General features: G+C 65.1%; 18 protein-coding genes. 14 read left to right on the forward strand and 4 right to left on the reverse strand.

Annotated elements, in window-relative coordinates:
- Positions 1 to 42 precede the first annotated feature (42 nt).
- The 3 genes from LCM4577_RS06910 to LCM4577_RS06920 are packed head-to-tail and all read left to right on the forward strand — an operon-like array spanning position 43 to position 1,588.
- A complete protein-coding gene (locus LCM4577_RS06910; RefSeq protein WP_071070388.1) occupies positions 43 to 1,101 on the forward strand; it encodes a DUF937 domain-containing protein in 1,059 nt (352 codons plus the stop codon).
- A 27-nt stretch (positions 1,102 to 1,128) separates the two neighbouring features.
- Positions 1,129 to 1,380, forward strand: coding sequence for a hypothetical protein (locus LCM4577_RS06915; protein WP_082048759.1), 252 nt, complete (start codon positions 1,129 to 1,131; stop codon positions 1,378 to 1,380).
- Entirely contained in the window at positions 1,364 to 1,588 is a 225-nt protein-coding gene (locus tag LCM4577_RS06920) for a type II toxin-antitoxin system HicB family antitoxin (RefSeq protein WP_041004348.1), read from the forward strand. Before LCM4577_RS06915 ends, LCM4577_RS06920 begins: the two co-directional genes overlap by 17 nt.
- Before the next feature lie 185 nt (positions 1,589 to 1,773).
- Here the strand turns inward: LCM4577_RS06920 and LCM4577_RS06925 are convergent, their stop codons facing one another.
- Positions 1,774 to 2,064, reverse strand: coding sequence for a DUF1127 domain-containing protein (locus LCM4577_RS06925; RefSeq protein WP_040990656.1), 291 nt, complete (start codon positions 2,062 to 2,064; stop codon positions 1,774 to 1,776).
- A 181-nt stretch (positions 2,065 to 2,245) separates the two neighbouring features.
- Here LCM4577_RS06925 and LCM4577_RS06930 point away from each other — a divergent pair, with 181 nt between their 5' ends.
- Positions 2,246 to 3,202 (forward strand): LysR substrate-binding domain-containing protein, encoded by a 957-nt coding sequence (locus LCM4577_RS06930; RefSeq protein ID WP_071070389.1) that lies wholly within the window; start codon positions 2,246 to 2,248, stop codon positions 3,200 to 3,202.
- 2 nt (positions 3,203 to 3,204) lie between these two features.
- Here the strand turns inward: LCM4577_RS06930 and LCM4577_RS06935 are convergent, their stop codons facing one another.
- Complete coding sequence (locus LCM4577_RS06935; protein WP_071070391.1) at positions 3,205 to 5,415, reverse strand: bifunctional diguanylate cyclase/phosphodiesterase; 2,211 nt, start codon at positions 5,413 to 5,415, stop codon at positions 3,205 to 3,207.
- Positions 5,416 to 5,535: 120 nt separating this feature from the next.
- On the opposite strand from LCM4577_RS06935, the gene xseA reads away from it, so the two are divergent.
- Positions 5,536 to 7,101, forward strand: a complete 1,566-nt coding sequence (gene xseA / locus LCM4577_RS06940; RefSeq protein WP_071070393.1) for an exodeoxyribonuclease VII large subunit — start codon at positions 5,536 to 5,538, stop codon at positions 7,099 to 7,101.
- Between the two features lie 8 nt (positions 7,102 to 7,109).
- Positions 7,110 to 8,228 (forward strand): P1 family peptidase, encoded by a 1,119-nt coding sequence (locus LCM4577_RS06945; protein WP_071070395.1) that lies wholly within the window; start codon positions 7,110 to 7,112, stop codon positions 8,226 to 8,228.
- Positions 8,229 to 8,257: 29 nt separating this feature from the next.
- Here the strand turns inward: LCM4577_RS06945 and LCM4577_RS06950 are convergent, their stop codons facing one another.
- Both LCM4577_RS06950 and LCM4577_RS06955 read right to left on the reverse strand, forming a co-directional pair.
- Positions 8,258 to 8,509, reverse strand: coding sequence for a DUF768 domain-containing protein (locus LCM4577_RS06950; RefSeq protein ID WP_040990651.1), 252 nt, complete (start codon positions 8,507 to 8,509; stop codon positions 8,258 to 8,260).
- A 369-nt stretch (positions 8,510 to 8,878) separates the two neighbouring features.
- The gene (locus LCM4577_RS06955) at positions 8,879 to 9,550 is read right to left on the reverse strand and encodes a FadR/GntR family transcriptional regulator (protein ID WP_040990650.1); all 672 of its coding nucleotides are present in this window, start codon (positions 9,548 to 9,550) and stop codon (positions 8,879 to 8,881) included.
- A gap of 221 nt (positions 9,551 to 9,771) precedes the next feature.
- Here LCM4577_RS06955 and LCM4577_RS06960 point away from each other — a divergent pair, with 221 nt between their 5' ends.
- The 8 genes from LCM4577_RS06960 to LCM4577_RS06995 are packed head-to-tail and all read left to right on the forward strand — an operon-like array spanning position 9,772 to position 19,197.
- Positions 9,772 to 10,650 carry a fumarylacetoacetate hydrolase family protein gene (locus tag LCM4577_RS06960; protein WP_071070397.1) on the forward strand — a complete coding sequence of 293 codons (879 nt, stop codon included), beginning with the start codon at positions 9,772 to 9,774 and terminating at the stop codon, positions 10,648 to 10,650.
- Positions 10,647 to 11,426: an alpha/beta fold hydrolase gene (locus LCM4577_RS06965; protein ID WP_071070399.1), complete on the forward strand. Its 780-nt coding sequence runs from the start codon at positions 10,647 to 10,649 to the stop codon at positions 11,424 to 11,426. The genes LCM4577_RS06960 and LCM4577_RS06965 overlap by 4 nt, the downstream gene beginning before the upstream one ends.
- Before the next feature lie 52 nt (positions 11,427 to 11,478).
- The gene (locus LCM4577_RS06970) at positions 11,479 to 12,807 is read left to right on the forward strand and encodes an amidohydrolase family protein (RefSeq protein ID WP_071070401.1); all 1,329 of its coding nucleotides are present in this window, start codon (positions 11,479 to 11,481) and stop codon (positions 12,805 to 12,807) included.
- A complete protein-coding gene (locus LCM4577_RS06975; protein ID WP_116389988.1) occupies positions 12,804 to 13,853 on the forward strand; it encodes a branched-chain amino acid ABC transporter permease in 1,050 nt (349 codons plus the stop codon). Before LCM4577_RS06970 ends, LCM4577_RS06975 begins: the two co-directional genes overlap by 4 nt.
- Positions 13,850 to 14,878 (forward strand): branched-chain amino acid ABC transporter permease, encoded by a 1,029-nt coding sequence (locus tag LCM4577_RS06980; protein WP_071070402.1) that lies wholly within the window; start codon positions 13,850 to 13,852, stop codon positions 14,876 to 14,878. Before LCM4577_RS06975 ends, LCM4577_RS06980 begins: the two co-directional genes overlap by 4 nt.
- 56 nt (positions 14,879 to 14,934) lie before the next feature.
- Positions 14,935 to 16,176, forward strand: a complete 1,242-nt coding sequence (locus LCM4577_RS06985) for an ABC transporter substrate-binding protein (protein ID WP_071070404.1) — start codon at positions 14,935 to 14,937, stop codon at positions 16,174 to 16,176.
- 23 nt (positions 16,177 to 16,199) lie between these two features.
- The gene (locus LCM4577_RS06990) at positions 16,200 to 16,985 is read left to right on the forward strand and encodes an ABC transporter ATP-binding protein (protein WP_116389989.1); all 786 of its coding nucleotides are present in this window, start codon (positions 16,200 to 16,202) and stop codon (positions 16,983 to 16,985) included.
- Positions 16,978 to 19,197 carry an ABC transporter permease gene (locus LCM4577_RS06995; protein ID WP_071070406.1) on the forward strand — a complete coding sequence of 740 codons (2,220 nt, stop codon included), beginning with the start codon at positions 16,978 to 16,980 and terminating at the stop codon, positions 19,195 to 19,197. The genes LCM4577_RS06990 and LCM4577_RS06995 overlap by 8 nt, the downstream gene beginning before the upstream one ends.
- Positions 19,198 to 19,243: the final 46 nt, after the last annotated feature.

Consider the following 19,243-nt stretch of genomic DNA (forward strand, 5'->3'; position numbering starts at 1 on the left):
AACTAGGCTCTCCGATGAGGATATTCTCGGAGGAGAACCCAAATGGCTTCCCTGTTCGACATTTTCGCCCAGGCCCAGAACGGCGCCGGCATGCAGGCGCTGGCACAGCAATACGGGCTTTCGATGCAGCAGACGCAGGCCGCGGTGCAGGCGCTGCTGCCCGCGTTCTCGCAAGGATTGCAGCGCAACACCGCCGATCCTTACGGGATGGGCGCATTCATGACCGCGATGGCGAGCGGCCAGCATGCCAAATATTTCGAGGACGCCACGAGGGCTTTTTCGCCGCAGGGCATCAATGAGGGCAACGGCATTCTCGGCCATCTGTTCGGCTCGAAGGACCTGTCCCGCGCCGTGGCTAGCCAGGCCGCGCAGGCAACGGGATTGAGCCAGCAGGTGCTGCAACAGATGCTGCCGGCCCTGGCCTCGATGATGATGGGCGGCCTGTTCAAGCAGACCAACAATCAATTGAGTGGGGGGCAGATGCAAGCCGCCGGCGGTTTCGGCGGCGGCAACAATCCGCTCGGCGAGATCATCGAGGAGATGATGCGGCAAGGCGGCGTCGCGCCGGCGCCGCAGCAACGCCAGGCGCCGCAGCCGGCGCCCAATCCCTATGGCGAGAACCCGCTCGGCAAGGTGCTGCAGGACATGTTCGGTGGCGGCGCGTCCCAGTCCCAACCGCAGAGCCAGCCGCAGCAATCGCCCAATCCCTACGGCGAGAACCCGCTCGGCAAGGTGCTGCAGGATATGTTCGGCGGCGGCGCGGCGCAGCAGCCGCAAGGCCGGCCGCAGCAGACGCAGCCGCAACAGACGCAAAGCCCCTATGGCGACAACCCGCTCGGCAAGATTTTCGAAGAGATGCTGCGCCAGGGCGGCGGCGGTTTCGGCCTGCCCGGCGGACAGCCGGCGCCGCAGCCGCAACAACGCCAGCCGCAGCAGAGCGCGCCGCAACAGCCGCAGACCAACCCGAGCGGCAGGCCGCGAAACCCGTTCGACGACATCTTCGGCAAGATGTTCGAGACCGGCGCGCAGCAGCGCGACGAATATGAAAAGAACGTCGGGACGATCTTCGACCAGTTCAAGCGCGACATGGACCGGCGGTAGGTAGCGAACACTTCCAGAGCGCCTTCTGTGAGCAAGAAGCTTGAACAAATGCGCCGCAATCCCCGCGGCGACTGGTCGATGCGAGATGTTAAGGCGGTCTGTGACGAGGCCGGCATTCAATGTGTGCCGCCGAGATCCGGTGGATCGCACTACAAAATCTATCACTCAGCAATGGCCGACATTTTGACGGTGCCTTTCAAACGCCCGATCAAGCCCGTATATATTCGAAAACTCGTGGCATTTATCGACGAGGCAAAAAGGCATGACGGACAAGCTTGAATATCCTGTCGTCATCGCACCACTCTCGACTGAGGACGGTGGCGGGTTCTCCGCCTATGTCCCGGATCTTCCCGGTTGCATGAGCGACGGCGAAACTCCCGAGGAGGCGATCTCGAATGTTCAAGATGCTATCGCAGCTTGGATAGAAGCGGCGCACGAACTTGGCCGATCAGTGCCAAGGCCGTCGAGAAAATTGGCTTTCGCCTGATATCCCGAAGCAACATCCGACAAAGGCACATCAAAAAAAAAATGCCCGGTCCTGGAGGAGGAACCGGGCAGTGTGCAGGCTGGCCGGCGGGGAACCGGCAGGGAGTGTGGGAGCCTGCATGAAGCTTGGTCGCGCCGAGCCGTGAAAAGGTTCAACGCGACCGGAAATCCAGGCAACGCGGCCGTTCAGGCCACCTGACGAGCGAGGTCCTCGATCGTATCGGCGCGCTCGCTGGCGATGGCGCGCAGCTTCACCGTCGGATCGCGGCCGAAGGGCACCGCGACCGCGACATGGAGGTCGGCGCGGGTCAGGCCGATATCGGCAAGCTCGGCGTCCGACATCTCGCCCAGGCGATAGAAGGCGCGGCGGTTTTTCCAGGCGACATAGGCGTTGGCGAGAGCATTGAGCACGCGCGTCGCAACGGCCGGACGCGTGGTGATGCGCGGGGTCTCGGAAGCGAATTCAACCGTGGTCATGTCAGTCTCTCCTTCCAGGAGTCGAGCGGACGAAACCATGCAATCGGCGCCTGGGAGAAGCGCCGTTCCGGTCTCGATACACATGCTGTCATGTGGACATTCGCAATTTGCCATCGCGCGATTGATTAATCCAACGAATGTTTTTAATCTCTAGCATCAACATCAATGATAGGTTGGACCGATGAAAGCGCCGCTCGACCTCGATCAGTTGCAAACCTTCATCTCGATTGCCGACACAGGAAGCTTCACCCGCGCGGCCGAGGAAGTGCACCGGACGCAGTCGGCCGTGTCGATGCAGATGCGCCGGCTGGAGGAGCGGATCGGCAAGCCGCTGTTCGAAAAGGATGGCCGCACCAACAAGCTGACCGAGGAGGGCGACCGGCTGCTTTCCTATGCGCGGCGGCTGATCTACCTCAACCGCGAGACGCTTGCCGCCTTCGACGACCAGCGGCTCGAAGGCACGATCCGCATCGGCACGCCGGACGACTATGCCGACCGCTTCCTGCCCGAGATCATGGCGCGCTTCTCGCGCTCCAACCCACGCGTCGAGCTGACGGTCGTCTGCGAGCCGACGCCGGGGCTGGTCGAGCACATCAAGCGCGGCAATCTCGACCTGGCGCTGGTGACGCATAACGACACGCGCGGCCAGTCGGAAGTGGTGCGGCGCGAGCCGCTTTTGTGGGTGACCTCGGCCAATCACGCCACGCATGAGCAGGAAACCCTGCCGATGGCGTTCGGCCGGCCGAACTGCATCTGGCGACGCGCCGCGGTCGACGTGCTCGACCGGCAGAGCCGCGACTACCGTGTGCTGTTCTCCAGCTTCTCGGCCACCGTCATCACCGCGGCCGTGCTTTCGGGCCTGGCGGTCTCGGTGCTGCCGGAATGCGCGCTCAGGCCCGGCATGCGCGTGCTCGGCGAGGCCGACGGCTTCGGCCAGTTGCCGGATTGCCGCATCGGCATCATGCGAGGCCAGACCTCGCAGCCGGAGATCGTCGACGCCTTGGCCCGCCACATCGCCGAGAGCCTCGACAACATTTCCGTGCCGGTCAGCGAAGAGGCGGRAAGCTTCGACTTCGCCGCGCTCGCCTTCGCCAAGATGAAGCGTGTCAAGGCGAACCAGATCATGCCTGGATGGTAACGTCAGGCCCGAGCCACGGAACGCTCCCGGTCGGCTGACGAGACACCGGGCAGCGCAAGCAACTGGCCGGGCTCCAGCGGCGGCGACAGCAGATAGCCCTGCATCTGGCGACAACCCATGCCGACCAGCAAGGCCTTTTGCGCCTCGGTCTCGACGCCTTCGGCGGTCACCTCGACCTTGATCGCCAGCGCCAGCTCGATCAGCGTCTTGACGATTGCGCGGGCGCTTTCGTCCTCGTCGAGCAGACGCACGAAGGAGCGGTCGATCTTCAGCTTGTCGATCGCGTGGCGGCGCAGATAGCTCAACGAGGAATAGCCGGTGCCGAAATCGTCGAGCACGATGCGCACGCCGGACTGGCGCAGCGCGTCAATCACCGTGCCGATCGTGTCATTGTGCTCGAGCAGAACGCTTTCGGTGGTCTCGAGTTGCAGGCGTGAGGGGTCTAACCCGGTTTCGCTCAGGACCGCGGAGACCTGTTCGGCAAAGCCGATATCACGCAACTGCATCGGCGAGATGTTGACCGCGACCCAGGGCAGTTCGGTCCTGACGGCGAAGCGGCAAGCTTCGCTCAGGGCCCATTTGCCCAAATCGCCGATCAGGCCGCGCTCTTCGGCAATGGCGATGAATTGCGCCGCGGGCAAGGCGCCATGCACCTCATGCCCCCAGCGGATCAGCGCCTCGGCCCCGAGAATCCGGCAGCCGTCGGCCGCGAAAACCGGCTGATAGGCGAGCTTTATGCCGCCTTCGCCCTCCAGCGCCTTGCGGAGTTTCGATTCGACCTTGCGCTTGCGCAACAAAAGATCGTCCATGTCGCCGGCGAACACCTCGTAGCGGCCGCGACCGTTCTTCTTGGCCTCGTAAAGCGCGATGTCGGCCTTGCGCAGCAAGTCGTCCGCGTCCGCCTCCGATCCGGACGACAGCGCGATGCCGACGCTCGCGCTGACGAAGACCTGGTCGTCGATGAGCCGGAACGGCTGACGCAGCTTCGCCAGCAGCCTTTCGGCGATGTCCTTGGCGCTTCCGGCGTCGGGAACGTCGAGCAGGATGATGGCGAACTCGTCGCCGCCGAGCCGGGCGACGGTATCGACTTCGCGGATCGTGTGCCTGAGCCGCGCCGCCGTCTGGCGCACGAGCTCGTCACCGGCCGGATGGCCGAGCGTGTCGTTGATATGCTTGAAGCGATCGAGATCGAGGTAAAGCAGCGCCACGCGGGTTCCGTCCTGGCTGGCGAAGAGCAGCGTGCGCCGCAAGCGGTCCTCGAACAGCGCGCGATTGGGCAGGCCGGTGAGCGTGTCGTGGAAGGCGAGATATTGCGCCTGGTCCTGGCTTGTCTGCAACGCGGCCGAGGCGCGACGCAACCTGCGCAGCAGGAACACCAGCACGCCGCCCGCCAGGAGCAGCGCGATCGCCAAGGCAGGAGCGATCTTACGCACCAAAGCAAGGCCGGGCCGGAGTTGGTCCCAGCCGATATAGCCGAGGATCACGCCGCGCGCATCCACCAGCGGCACGGCAGCCGGGCCCACCGGCTCGGACAACGGCACCAGACGCGCGCCCTCGAGCAGATACTTTCCGGCGATCTTGCCGACGACCGCGTCGCTGATGAATTCGACCGAGATATGCAGATATTCGGTGCCGGGCGCCTGAGCGATCGTGTCCGAGCTCGGCACCAGCGGCGTGACGCTCAAGATCGCCGGCTTGCCGTCGAGCGACACCAGATCCTCGGCGACCGCCTTCGCGGACCGGCCGGACGTGTCGGCTTCGGGCGGTCGCGCGAGGATACCGCGCAGTTTTTCGATGGTGGGGAGAAGGACGGGCCGATCCTCGCCATAGGCGGATGTATCGACCACCTTGCCCTCGCGCATGGCGTGGATCGGACGGTTGGCGCCATCCAGAATGTAAATCCGGTCATGGCCGTAATAGGTGTACATCCAGACGCTGAGATTGTCGGCCATCCAGGCCTGGTTGCCGGCCTTTGCGTTGACGACGGAATCGTCCCAGACCGAAACGCTTTCCTGCTCCCGCTCGACGGCCGCGATCTGGTCCTGCAGGCCATCGGCGATGAACATCTTCTGCCGTTCGAGCGAGGCGTTATCGGCCTGGCCGGCGACGTAGAAGACGAAGCCGACGACGATGGCCAAGGCGAAAGCCGCGAGCGTCAGCACGGTCAGCGTGACCTGACGCGTCAACGGGCTGCTGTCGTGGCGTGCGCTCATCGCGTCCCTGGCCGGCTCTTGTGCCGCCAGTCAAAGCAAATCTGGCTTAAAATCGCGTTATAATATTAGCGAGGTTTCTCCGCGCTTGACGCGGGCCGATAAGCGCTCCCCAATCGCCAAATGAGTGAAACAGCAACCGAATCACGCAGCAACGCCACCGAATACACGGTGAGCGAGATTTCCGGCGCGCTGAAGCGCACTGTCGAGGACGCTTTTGGCAATGTGCGGGTGCGTGGCGAGATTTCCGGCTATCGCGGCCCGCATTCGTCCGGCCACGCTTACTTCGCGTTGAAGGACGACCGCGCGCGGATCGACGCCGTGGTCTGGAAAACCACCATGGCGCGGCTGAAATTCCGCCCCGAGGAAGGCATGGAGGTGATCGCCAGCGGCAGACTGACGACCTACCCCGGCAAATCCAACTACCAGATCGTCATCGACAATCTAGAGCCGGCGGGCGCCGGCGCGCTGATGGCGCTGCTCGAAGAACGCAAGCGCCGGCTGCAGGCCGAAGGCCTGTTCGACGCCGGCCGCAAGCGGCGGCTGCCGTTCATGCCAAAAGTCATCGGCGTCGTCACCTCGCCGACCGGCTCGGTGATCCGCGACATCATCCATCGCATCAAGGACCGGTTCCCGCTTCATGTGCTGGTCTGGCCGGTGCGGGTCCAGGGCGAGACGACCGCTAAAGAGGTGACTGCAGCCGTCAACGGTTTCAACGCGTTGACATGGGACGGACCCATTCGCCAGCCCGATCTTCTGATCGTGGCGCGCGGCGGCGGCAGCCTCGAAGACCTCTGGGGCTTCAACGACGAAGGGCTGGCACGCGCGGTTGCAGCCTCAGGCATCCCGGTGATCTCGGCCGTCGGGCACGAGACTGACACGACCCTGATCGACTTCGTCGCCGATATGCGCGCGCCGACGCCGACGGGCGCGGCCGAGATCGCCGTGCCGGTCAGGGCGGACCTGGAGGCAACCTTGGCCAGCCTCGGCGCGCGGCTCAACGCCTGCGCCTCGCGGCATCTGGAGCGCAAGCGCCAGGCGGTCCGGGCCGCGGCACGCGCGCTCCCCTCGCCCGACCAGTTGCTGGCGCTGCCGCGCCGCCGTTTCGACGATGCGACCAGCCGCCTCGGCCGCGGGCTGACGGTGAATATCGAGCGCAAGCGGGCCACGCTGGAGCGGCAAAGGCTGACACCGGCGACCCTGTCGCGGCGCCTGAACGAAGCGCGCACGCTGACCGGCCGCGACATCGCGCGTGCCCGCGCGGCGTTCTTCGCCATCGTGCGCGAGCGGCGCGCGCGTTTCAAACGCACCCAAGTCAGGCTATCGCCGGCGCCGATCGAGAGAAGGCAAAGGCAGCAGGCCGACGCCTTGGCCGGACTGACACGGCGTCAGGACCAGGCGGCGGCTCGGCAGTTGGACAGGCTGCGCGCTGCGCTGACCCAAGCCGACCGGCTGCTTTCCACGCTGTCGCACAAGGCCGTGCTGGCGCGCGGCTTCGCGCTGGTCAAGGATGCCGACGGCGCCGTCATCAAACGGGTCGCGGAACTGGCGCCGGGCGCGGCGCTGCAGCTGGAATTCGCGGACGGCACCGCCGAGGCCATCGCAACCTCCGGCGGCGCGCGGCCGAAGCTGGCCGCGAAGTCGCCCGCCAGGGCCAAGGAGCCGGGCAATCAGGGCTCGTTGTTCTGAGGGTTTCCATGAGCAGCCACGACCCGCATCTTCGCACCCCGTCGGGCAAGCCGCGCCTGCGCGCGTTCGGCATCGCGCTCGACGGGACGCCAGGCCGGTTCAACGCCATCACCGACGTACCGGGCGTGTCGGTGGGCTACACGACGTTGGTTTCCGGCGAGGGTTCCTTGCGCGTCGGGAACGGACCGGTGCGCACCGGCGTCACCGCAATCCTGCCAAGGCCGGTTCAAGAGCTCGCAACGCCGGTGTTCGCCGGCGTGTTCAGCCAGAACGGCAATGGCGAGCTGACCGGAACGCATATCATCGAGGAGACCGGCGCCTTCAACTTCCCCGTCACCATCACCAACACGCATTCCTGCGGCGTCACCCGCGACGCCACGCTGCGCTGGATGCACAAGGTGTTGCCGGTCGCGCTCGACACAGGCTGGGGCCTGCCGGTGGCGGCGGAGACCTATGACGGCTTCCTCAACGACATCAACGGCCATCATGTCGGCGCCGACCACGTGGCGGCGGCACTCGACAACGCCACCGGCGGCGCCATCGAAGAAGGCAGCGTCGGCGGCGGCACCGGCATGATCACCTTCGGCTTCAAGGCTGGGTCCGGCACCGCCTCGCGTGTCGTTGAGTGGCAGGACAGGCGTTATACGCTGGGTGTCTTCGTGCAGTCGAATTTCGGCCAACGGCGCAATTTCACCATTCGTGGCCGGCGCATCGGGTCGGAGCTTGTCGACCCGGCGATCCGCGAGGCGACGGCGCGCGCCGAAAAAGGCTCGATCATCGCCGTCGTCGCCACCGATGCGCCGTTCCTGCCGCATCAGATGAAGCGGCTCGCCCGGCGCGTGCCGCTCGGTATCGCCATGACCGGCGGCTATGGCTACCACAGCTCGGGCGATATCTTCCTGGCGTTTTCGACCGCCAATCCGGAGGCGGCGCTTGGCGCTTCGGGGCGCATCGGACGGGCGGAGTTCATTCCCGACGTCGACATCGACCCGTTCTTCGACGCGGTCGTGCAAGGCGTCGAGGAGGCGATCCTCAACGCGCTGGTCGCCAATGAGGATATGACGGGACGCGACGGCAATTTCGTGCCGGCGCTACCGAAGGAATGGCTGAAGGAAAAATTCGGATAGAGCGCCGCCAGCTCGTGCCAGGCCGGTCTTTATTCTGCTGGCTTGTCGGGACTCGTTTCGCCGGTGTCCTCTTCGGCGGCTTCCTCGAGGCGCGACGCGATCAGCTCCTGGATGTCGCCGACCTCTTCTTGGATGTCCTCGAGCAGAATGCCTGCCTCGGCGGCCTTGGCGCAGCATTCCTTGGCAAGGGTCTCGGCCTGCTCGATCTTGATCGGTGAATGCTGGCATTGGACTTTCTCGCCAATCCACCCACGCAGGAACTCGATCGCATGTTCACTCATATTGCTTCTTCCCTAGCGGCAAAGCCGGTTGGTAGCCATGAACGTCCGCACCCCCGCAAAGAATGCATGCCCCATTCGAGCCGAGTCGGCCTCGACCGGCAAGACATCTTGCCCGTGGGACGCGGAGCCGAAGGAATGGAGGGGGACGAGGTGCACGTTCAGATCATTGAGAATGATGGGATCGTTGGCCGGGATCGATAGAAGGCCGCTATTGTTGTTTTTGCTTGCTTTTTTCTAACTTTGACAGCGCATTTGTATCACAAGCCGTATCGCAGTTTCCCGGTCAATGCTGCCCCGGCCTCAGCCGGAGCAGGCGCTATATAGTGGCATCCTCATGCAATGTCGACTCGGACTCCGCCATCCGGGCGGCTACCTCCCCAGAAGATTGCGCTCGACCGTCCTCAGATGCGTCAGCATGGCAGCGCTGGCGCCTTCGGAGTCGCGCGCCAGCAACGCATCCAGGACGAGCTGGTGCTCGCTGCAATAGGTGGCGCGGCGTTCCTCCGAGAAGGAACGCTTCTTCATCTCGAACCACGGCCGCTGATTGCGCAGGATGCGCATGAGATTGTGGATCTCCTTGAGGAAGTCGTTGCGCGAGCATGCGAAGATGCGGTGGTGGAATTCCGCGTCCCAGTGCTCGAACGTCGGCATATCCTGGGACGCACAGGCGATCTTGTGCGCCTCGCGCACGGCGTTCAATTCGCCGGCACTGGCATTGGTCGCGGCAAAGGACGCCGCCGCCGGCTCCAGCAACTGCCTGATCTCCATCATGTCCGCAGGGCTGGTTCCTTCCATGCGCGCGACGGTCGCGGCCATGGAATCGGGGTTGCCCGCCGTCAAAAAGGTCCCGCGGCCCACATGCCGTACGACCGTGCCGTCATCCTCCAGCATGCCGACGGCGCGCCGCACCGTATTGCGCGCCACGCCGAACTCGCTGGCGAGGTCGCGCTCCGGCGGCATGCGGCCGTTCTCCAGCCACTCGCCCAGAGAAATGCGCTTCTTCAGGGCAATGGCGATATCGTTGGCAACCAGTTTGGGCATGTTTGGCAGCAGCTATCTGATCCAATAGTGAACCATTTATAGCAGCTTTTCTTGCGCCCGTCCATCGTCCAAGCCGAAAGCATCTCAGCGTTTGCGCGTCGCAGGCGTTGGATTATTTCATGAAACGAATCAGAATCCGGCTTGCGGCCTAAGCCAATTGACGTTAGCGTGTTTCAAAAGAGCGGAAAATTGGCTCAAAATTGGTTCACGGGAGGAACTTCATGCGGGTCGCGACTTTCTCGCTCGCCGACGAAAGGCGGGTCGGCCTGGTCGATCTTGCCGCCCAGACCGTCGCCCCCTTCGATCTTCCCGTCGAGCGCGCCCAGGCCGGGTTGCTCGCGCTGATCGAACGCAACGGAGCCGGGCTGCCGCGCACGCTCTCCCCGATCCCGCTGGCGGGGGTGGAGATCGAAGCCCCGATCCCACAGCCGCGCCGCAATATCTTCTGCGTCGGCAAGAATTACCACGAGCACGCGCACGAGTTCGCCCGCTCAGGCTTCGATTCCAGCGCCGGCGCCGGCGCGGTGCCGAAGCATCCGATCATCTTCTCAAAGGTGCCGGAATCGGTCGTCCCCAACCATGCCAGCGTGCTGATCGATTCCACTGTCTCGACGGCGATCGACTATGAGGCGGAACTTGCCGTCATCATCGGCAAGGGCGGGCGCGGCATCTCGAAGGAAGACGCCCTCGAACACGTCTGGGGCTATACGATCGTCAACGACGTCACGGCGCGCGACCTGCAAGGCAAATACAGCCAGTGGCTGATCGGCAAATCGCAGGACACGTTCTGTCCGATGGGGCCTTGGGCCGTCACCAGGGACGAGTTCGATCTCGCCAACGCCGGCATCCGCTGTTTCGTCAATGAGGACCTGCGCCAGGACTCCCGGATATCGCTGCTCATCTTCGATATCCCGACCATCATCGCCACGCTCTCGCAAGGCATCACGCTGAAGCCCGGCGACATCATCGCCACCGGCACGCCTGTCGGGGTCGGCATCGGTTTCGATCCGCCGAAATACCTCAAGCCTGGCGACGTCGTGCGCATCGAGATCGACGGCATCGGCACGTTGGAGAACCGTTTCGTGGAGAGGCCGCAATGACGACTGTGACTGTCGGCCAGGTCGTCGCGGAAGTGACCGGCGAAGGCGCGGCCGTGGTGATGATCCACGGCCTCGGCGGAACCTCGAACATGTTCCAGCCGCAGATGGGCGCGCTCTCCGGCTACCGCGTCATCCGGCTCGACCTGCCCGGTTCGGGCCGCTCGCCGCGCCCGATCGAGCCGCTCACCATCGAAGGAATGAGCGAAGCCGTGATCCGCGCCATGGCCGGCATGGGCGTTACGTCGGCGCATTTCGTCGGCCATTCGATGGGCACGATCATGTGCCAGCAGATCGCGGCGACGCAGCCTGCCCTGGTAACATCGCTGACGCTGTTCGGCGCCCTGGCCGAGCCGGGCGAGGCAACCCGGCAGGGGCTCGGCAACCGTGCGCGCCTGGCGCGCTCCGGCGGCATTGCCGACATCGCCGATCAGATCGTCGCCAACGCGATCTCGGCGCACACGAGGGAGACGTCGCCCGCGGCGGCGGCCTTCGTACGGGAATCGATCACCCGCCAGGACCCCGAATCCTATGCCCGCACCTGCGAGGCCCTGGCGAAGGCCACCGCGGTCGATGCGCGGCGGATTTCCGCACCGACGCTGCTCGTCACGGGCGATGCCGACACGGTCAATCCGCCGGGCGTCGCCCAGGCGCTTGCCGACAAGATCAAGGGAGCCGTATTCTCCTCGCTCGATCGGTGCGGACACTGGGCCACGGTGGAAAGTCCGCGCGAGAGCAGTTTGAGGCTCGCCGATTTTTTGAGACGGGTTGATAGGTGAGGATTTCGCATCGGGCGTAGACTTACGCGCTCGGCAAGTTGGGAGGCTTGTTATGGCAGACGAAAGCTGGGCCGGAAACGGGTCGGGAAGTACGCTCTTCACCAATGTGCGGGTGCTCGACGCGACTGGTGAATATCCCTACACCGGCGAGGTGCTGGTGCAGGGCAACCGCATCAAGCAGATCACCAAGGGTTCGTCCCGCTTCGGCGCCTCCTCGTCGTCTTCCTACAATGGCGGCGCTACCGTGATCGACGGCATGGGCGCGACGCTGATGCCCGGCATGATCGACGCGCATCTGCATCTGTCCTGGAACAACGCGCCCGGCATCGATCCCATCCAGATGATGGAGATCGAGGAGCACATGCTGGTCACCATGGAGATGGCCAAGCTGGTGCTCGATGCCGGCTTCACCGCCGGACGGGGCGCGGCCGCCGCCAAGCCGCGGCTCGACGTCGTCGCCAAGAAATTCATCAACCAAGGCCGATTTCCCGGCCCGCGTTACCTCGCGGCCGGGCCTGAGATCACTACGGTCGGCGGTCTCGGCGATTCGGCGCCCTCGCATATTCCGCATGAGGGCCTCAATCTCGGCATCGTCGTCTCGGGTCCGGAGGAAATCCGCCGCACGGTACGCCAGCTGATCAAATATGGCGTCGATTCCATCAAGCTCAACCTCTCCGGCGAGAGCATCACCGGCATGGGCGCGGAGGAAACCCCGATGTCCGAGGAAGAGGTCGCCATGGCTGCTTCCGAGGCGCGCTGCCGCAACAAGGTGCTGTCGGCGCATGCGCGCTCTTCCGGCTCGGTCAAGCAATGYGTCCGCCACGGCATCCAGAACATCTACCACGCTTCCTTCGCCGACGAGGAAGCGCTCGATATGCTCGRGGCGGTCAAGGACAAGCACTTCGTCGCGCCCGGCGTCGCCTGGCTGATCAACACCGCGCGCCATGCCGAGCAATGGGGCATCAAGCCCGGCTCGCCGCTGTCGCTCGAATATGAGCGCGAGCTCGAAATGTGCATCGAAACGATGAAGAAGATGCACCGGCGCGGCATCCGCGTGTGCATCGGCGGCGATTACGGCTTCGCCTGGACGCCGCAGGGCACCAACGCCAAGGACATCCAGACCTTCGTCGAGATGTTCGGCTTCTCGCCGATGGAGGCGATCCAGGCCGCGACCAAATATGGCGGCCAGATCATGGGCATGGGCGACGAGCTCGGCCTCATCAAGGAAGGCTATCTCGCCGACATGCTGCTGATCGACGGCGACCCGATCTCCGACGTGCGCATCCTGCAGGACAAGAACCGCATCCTCGCCATTATGAAGGACGGCAAGTTCCACAAGGCGCCGCGCATGAACGAGCAGCGCCGGCGGCTGACCGCATGAGCATACTCGACCAGCCATCGTCCTCGTCGCTGTCGGGCGGCGGCGTGACGCGCCGTCAGGCCTGGGGTCTCGTCGGCCTGTTGGCCGCGGCGATCGTCGCCTGGCTGGTCTTTGCCGTCTGGCCCCAATGGCTGAACGCGATCCTGATCTCCAAGAAGGCTTTCGTCAGCGCCATCCTCAACGGCCTGACGCTCGCCGGCCTCTATTTCCTGGTCGCTAGCGGATTTACCCTGATCTTCGGACTGATGCGCAACATCAACCTGGCGCACGGTTCGCTTTACCTGCTCGGCGCCTATATCGGCTACGAGGTCACCAGCCGCACCGGCTATTGGCTGCTCGGCGTCGCCGCCGGCTTCGCGGTGCTCGCCATCATCGGCGTCGTCATGCAGGTCTTCGTCTTCCGCCGCCTGGAGGGCGACGACCTCAGGCAGACCCTGGTGACCATAGGCATCTCGATCGTCGCCGCCGACCTGATGCTGGCGGTCTGGGCCGGCGGCACCTACCAGATCGCCACGCCGGAATGGCTCGACGGGGCCTTGACCTTGCCCATCATCACCGCTGTGCGCTCGAACGGCGCTTCGGTGTTCCTCACCTATCCGCTTTACCGCGTGGTCGTGCTGGCAGCGGCGATCGTCATCGGGGTCGGGCTCTGGCTGATGCTCAACAAGACGCGCGTCGGCATGATGATCCGCGCCGGCGTCGACGACCGCGCCATGCTGTCGGCATCCGGCGTCAACGTGCATGCGGTGTTCGCCATCGTCTTCGCGGTCGGCGCCGGACTGGCGGGTTTCGCCGGCGTCGTCGGCGGATCGGCGCTCTCGGTCGCGCCCGGCGAGGACGTGCGTTACCTGCTTGCCTCGCTGGTCGTGGTGATCGTCGGCGGCATGGGCTCCATTACCGGCGCGGCGATCGGGGCGCTGCTCATTGGGCTGGCCGAGCAGATCGGCCTCGTCTATTTCCCGACCTATGGCGTGGTGCTCACCTTCGTCATCATGGTGGTGACGCTGGCGGTTAGGCCGCAAGGCATCATGGGGAAGGCGCGATGAGCCTGGCCACAGCCGCCGACGGCGCGGCGCCGCAGCAGAACTGGCTGGACAAGATCGGCGCAGGTCACGTCATCCTCGGCACGGCGCTCCTGCTCTACCCGCTGGTGGCGTCGGATTTCTTCCTGACGCAGATCGCCGGCTATTCGATGATCTTCGGCGTGCTTTCGCTGTCGCTGATGCTGCTGGCCGGCTATGGCGGGATGCTCAGCCTGGCGCAGATCACGGTCGCTGGCATCGCCGCCTACGCCGTCGCCATCCTCGGCAGCAACAATTCCAGCGTGCTGGGCTTCGGCTGGCCCTGGTGGATCGTCGTTCCCTTCGCCGTTGCCGCGGCGGCGATGTCCTCGGCGCTGATCGGCTGGATCTCGGTGCGCACGGAAGGCATCTACACGCTGATGATCACCCTGGCGATCGCGACGGCGACCTTCTACTTCGCCCAACAGAACTACGCGATCTTCAACGGCCATTCCGGCTATGCCGGCATCCACGCGCCGGTCTTCTGGGGTATCAACTGGCGGGACCCGAAACCCTTCTACTACCTTTGTCTTGGCCTTGCGATGCTGTCCTACGCGGCGGTGCTCTATGGCTCCCGCTCCACCTTCGGCATGACCTTGCAGGCGATCCGCGACAACCCGCGCAGGATGCGGGCGCTGGGTTACCACGTCACCGCGCACAAGGTCTTCGCCTGGTTCCTGGCCGGCATCCTCGCGGGGCTGGCCGGCGTGCTTCTGGTCTGGTTCAACGGACGCGTTTCGCCCGGCACGATCGGCGTCGACGTGGCGATAGACATCCTGATCATCGCCGTCATCGGCGGCCTGCGCCATCCGATCGGTCCGTTCGTGGGCGCGATCGTCGTCATACTGATGCAGACCTTCGCCATCGACATCGTCGGCGCTGAGCGTTTCAACACGCTGATCGGCCTGGTGTTCCTGGTGATCGTCTTCGTCTCGCCGGATGGAATTCTTGGGTTGTGGGGGAGGATCAAGCCACATCTTGCCCAGGAGTCATTGCGCGCCGGCCCCTAGCGGCCGACGCGGATGAAGCACCGCAGATCAATGCAATTCAATGGGAGGAACTGAGGATGCATAGACGTACACTGCTGGCCCTGGCGCTGTTCACCGGGCTGACCGCGCCTTCGATGGCGCTCGCCGCCGACGACACGATCAAGATCGGCCTGCTCGCCACTTTCGAGGGGCCGTTCACGGTGCTCGGCGAGGACGGCGAACGCGGCGCCATGACGGCGGTCGCCGAGACCAACGGCACCGTCGCCGGCAAGAAGATCGAGATCGTCAAGGGCTCGTCCGACGCCTCGCCCGACAGCGCGGTGCGCGCGGCGCGCAAGCTGGTCGAGCAGGACGGCGTGAAGGTGCTGGTYGGTCCGCTTTCGGGCGATGAAGGCCTCGCCGTCAAGGACTACGCCAAGACCAAACCGGACGTGACGTTCATCAACGGCACCTCGGCCGCGCAGGACACGACGCWGCGCAATCCGGCCGAGAACTTCTTCCGCTTCTCCACCGACGGGGCGCAGTGGATGGCCGGCCTCGGCACCTATGCCTTCAACGACAAGGGCTACAAGAAGGTCGCGACGGTCGCGGAGGATTACTCCTTCCCCTACACGCAGGTCTTCGGCTTCATGGCCGAGTTCTGCAAGGCCGGCGGGCACGTGCCGTCGAAATCCTGGGTGCCGATCGGCAACAAGGATTTTTCTTCGGTCATCGCGGCGATCCCCGAGGATGTCGATGCCATCTATGTGGCGCTCGGCGGCGCCGACGCCGTCAACTTCCTGACCCAATACCAGCAGGCCGGGGGCACGGCTCCGCTGATCGGCGGCTCGATCACCGTCGACCAGACCGTGCTGACCTCGAAAGGCAAGCTGCGCGACGTGCTCAAGGGCACGCCCTCGGCCGGACCGACCGCCGACACCAATGACGCGCCGGCCTGGAAGTCGTTCGTCACGGCCTATGCCAAGCAGCCGGGCGCCTTCCCCTCGCCGTCGCTCTTTGCCCATGGTTATTACGTGAACATGAAGGCGACGCTTTTGGCGCTCGACCAGGTCGGCGGCGACGTCTCCGACGGCGGCAAGAAGCTGCGCGAGGCCTTGTCTAAGCTGTCCTTCGACACGCCGACCGGCAAGGTGTCGCTCGACAAGAACCGCAATGCCGTCGCCGACATCTTCCTGACCGAGGTCACCGAAGGGTCGGACGGCAATCTCCTGAACAAGCTGGTCAAGGTCGTGCCGCAGGTCAACCAGACGCTCGGCATTCCCGAGGACGAGTTCATGAAGCTCGGCGCGGTCAACCGCGACAATCCGAGCTGCCCGTAACGGTACCTGCGAGAGCATCGTCAGTGACCGAAAACCTGGCCGCGAACCGTCTGCAGAGCTCCGGTGCCTACGCGCTGGAGCTCGATGGCGTTGCGCGGCATTTCGGAGCGCTGGTGGCGCTTTCGGGCATCGACATGAGGATCGCGGCCGGCGAGCGGCGCGCGGTCCTCGGCTCCAACGGCGCCGGCAAGACCACGCTCTTCAACGCCGTGACCGGCGACTTCCTGCCGACCGCCGGACGCATCCGCTTCTTTGGCGAAGACATCACCGACCTGCCGCCGCATGAGCGCATCCGCCGCGGCCTGCGCCGCACCTATCAGATCTCGCAGCTGTTCAAGGGCTTGTCGGTCCTTGATTCCATCTTTCTCGCCTGCCGCGGTGTCTCGCGCCGGCGGTTCTCGCTGCTGAGGCCCGCCGCTGCCGACGTCAACATGGTGCAGGCGCGATCGATCCTCGAGGCTGTCCATCTCGAGGCCCATCGCGACGCCTTGGTGGCGACGCTGAGCCACGGCCAGCAGCGCCAACTGGAAATCGCGCTGGCGCTTGCCGGCGCGCCGCGCTTCATCCTGTTCGACGAACCGGCGGCGGGTCTTTCGCCGACCGAGCGGCGCGACCTCGTCGCCATCCTCAACGCACTGCCGAAGCACATCGGCTTCATCATCATCGAGCACGATCTCGACGTCGCGCTGCGCGTGGCGGACTACGTGTCGATGATGCACAATGGGCACCTGTTCAAGGAAGGCACGCCGCAGGAAATCGAGGCCGATCCGGAGGTCCAGCAGATCTATCTCGGAGGCAAGCATGGCTGAACGCTCCGCCGGCAAAGGCGCCAGGGCGGTGCTGAAGATAGAAGACCTGCAGGTCTTCTATGGCGAGAGCCATGCCCTGCAGGGGATTTCGCTGACGCTGGAAAGCGGCGTGCTTTCCGTCGTCGGCCGCAACGGCATGGGCAAGTCGACGCTGTGCAACACCATCGTCGGACTGAAGCGTGCGCGCTCCGGCTCGATCCGCTTCGACGGCCGCGAGATCACCGCGCTCGAGCCGCACGAGATCCATCGCCTCGGCGTCGGCTATGTCCCGCAAGGGCGTCGCGTCTGGCCGAGCCTGACGGTCGACGAACATCTGCGGCTTGCCGCCGGCAACCGGCGCGACGCCGCCTGGACGGTCGAGCGCGTCTACCAGACTTTTCCACGCCTGGCGGAGCGGCGGCACAATGGCGGATCGCAGCTCTCGGGGGGCGAGCAGCAGATGCTCGCCATCTCGCGCGCGCTGCTCAGCGACCCGAAACTGCTGGTGATGGATGAGCCGACCGAGGGCCTGGCGCCGATCATCGTCGACCAGGTCGAAAAGATGCTGGTCGAGCTGGCCGCGGAAGGTGAGATGGCGGTGCTCGTCATCGAGCAGAATATCGGCGTCGCGACCGCCGTCTCCAGCCAGGTCGCGATCATGGTCAACGGCCGCATCAATCGGCTGATGGAGGCGGCAGCACTGGCCGCCGACCGCGATTTGCAGCAGCGGCTGCTGGGCGTCGGACGCCATGCCGAGGAAGCGCCAGTCACGCCGGCGGAAGCGGCGCAGGCAAAGGAGCAATTAGCGGCGGTCTATCGCGTCGACCGCGCGGCGGTCGGATCGGCCGAGCCGGCGGTGCATGACGGCGTCTACCGCCCTGTCACCCAATTGCCCAACCGCTGGAACGTGCCGGTCACCGAACTGAGGCAGGCGGCTGTCGACAAGGCCGCGCCCCAGGACGACCCGAGGAAGGTCTTCGCCATCCCCTTTGCCGAGCGCATCGGCAAAACCGTGCTGGTCGTCGGCACCTTCGATACCAAGGGCAAGGAATTGCGCTTCGTCGCCGACCGGCTGAAGTCGCTCGGACTGCCCGTCCGCACCGTCGACCTGTCGACATCGGGAAAGCCGTCGAGCGCGGACGTGCCCGCCATGCAAGTGRCCGGCATGCATATCCACGGGTCCTCGGCGGTCTTCACCGACGATCGGGGCGGCTCGGTCAGCGCCATGGCGGAGGCCTTCGCCCGCTGGATCGAGCGGGAGCCGCGCATCGGCGGCGTCATTTCTGCCGGTGGCTCGGGCGGCACGACGCTGGCGACGGCTGGCATGCGGGTCCTGCCGGTCGGCATCCCCAAGCTGATGGTCTCGACGGTGGCTGCGGGCGATGTCGCCAAATATGTCGGCGGCGCCGACATCATGATGTTCCATTCGGTCGCCGACGTTCAGGGGCTGAACTCCATCACCGAGCAGGTGCTGTCCAACGCCGCGCATGCCATGGCCGGCATGATCGCGCAGTTGCCCAATGCGGAAGCGTGGGAAGCAAAGCGCAAGCTGGCGCGGCCGGCCGTCGGCATCACCATGTTCGGCGTCACCACGCCGGCCGTGCAAGCAGTGACCAGGCGCCTCGAAGCCGACTATGACTGCCTCGTCTTCCACGCCACCGGCATCGGCGGGCGCGCCATGGAGAATCTCGGCGACTCGCGCCTGCTGTCGGCTTTCCTCGATCTCACCACGACGGAAGTGGCCGACATGATCGTCGGCGGCGTGTTCCCCGCGACAGAGGATCGCTTTGGCGCCGCCATCCGCAGCGGACTGCCCTATGTCGGATCGACGGGAGCGCTGGACATGGTCAATTTCGGTCCGCGCGGCAGCGTGCCGGAGAAGTTCCGCGGCCGCAAATTCGTCATCCACAATCCCAATGTCACGCTGATGCGCACGACGCGCGACGAGAACCGCGCTTTCGGCGAATGGATCGGCGCGCGGCTCAACGCCATGAACGGCCCGGTGCGCTTCCTGCTGCCCGAAGGCGGCGTCTCGATGCTCGACGCGCCCGGCCAGCCCTTTCACGATCCGGAAGCCGACAACGCGCTGTTCGAGGCGATCGAAAAGACCGTTCGCCCGACGCCGTTGCGCCATGTCGAGCGGGTGCGCGCCAACATCAACGACACGCCTTTCGTCGATGCGGTGATCGGCGCGTTCAACGCGATCGGCCCAAGGCTGCAGAGGCGGGCATGACGAATTGGGCTTTACCTGACGGCGGACGGATCTTTGAATTGGCGCC

The organism is Mesorhizobium sp. LCM 4577, from assembly GCF_001854795.2.
Classification (GTDB): Bacteria; Pseudomonadota; Alphaproteobacteria; order Rhizobiales; family Rhizobiaceae; genus Mesorhizobium; species Mesorhizobium plurifarium.

Bases quoted from the DNA above. Each gene is read 5' to 3' on its own strand.
- LCM4577_RS06910 (WP_071070388.1), top strand. From the start codon at position 43: ATGGCTTCCCTGTTCGACATTTTCGCCCAGGCCCAGAACGGCGCCGGC.
- LCM4577_RS06920 (WP_041004348.1), top strand. From the start codon at position 1,364: ATGACGGACAAGCTTGAATATCCTGTCGTCATCGCACCACTCTCGACT.
- LCM4577_RS06925 (WP_040990656.1), bottom strand. From the start codon at position 2,064: ATGACCACGGTTGAATTCGCTTCCGAGACCCCGCGCATCACCACGCGT.
- LCM4577_RS06935 (WP_071070391.1), bottom strand. From the start codon at position 5,415: ATGAGCGCACGCCACGACAGCAGCCCGTTGACGCGTCAGGTCACGCTG.
- xseA (WP_071070393.1), top strand. From the start codon at position 5,536: ATGAGTGAAACAGCAACCGAATCACGCAGCAACGCCACCGAATACACG.
- LCM4577_RS06945 (WP_071070395.1), top strand. From the start codon at position 7,110: ATGAGCAGCCACGACCCGCATCTTCGCACCCCGTCGGGCAAGCCGCGC.
- LCM4577_RS06950 (WP_040990651.1), bottom strand. From the start codon at position 8,509: ATGAGTGAACATGCGATCGAGTTCCTGCGTGGGTGGATTGGCGAGAAA.
- LCM4577_RS06955 (WP_040990650.1), bottom strand. From the start codon at position 9,550: ATGCCCAAACTGGTTGCCAACGATATCGCCATTGCCCTGAAGAAGCGC.
- LCM4577_RS06960 (WP_071070397.1), top strand. From the start codon at position 9,772: ATGCGGGTCGCGACTTTCTCGCTCGCCGACGAAAGGCGGGTCGGCCTG.
- LCM4577_RS06965 (WP_071070399.1), top strand. From the start codon at position 10,647: ATGACGACTGTGACTGTCGGCCAGGTCGTCGCGGAAGTGACCGGCGAA.
- LCM4577_RS06975 (WP_116389988.1), top strand. From the start codon at position 12,804: ATGAGCATACTCGACCAGCCATCGTCCTCGTCGCTGTCGGGCGGCGGC.
- LCM4577_RS06980 (WP_071070402.1), top strand. From the start codon at position 13,850: ATGAGCCTGGCCACAGCCGCCGACGGCGCGGCGCCGCAGCAGAACTGG.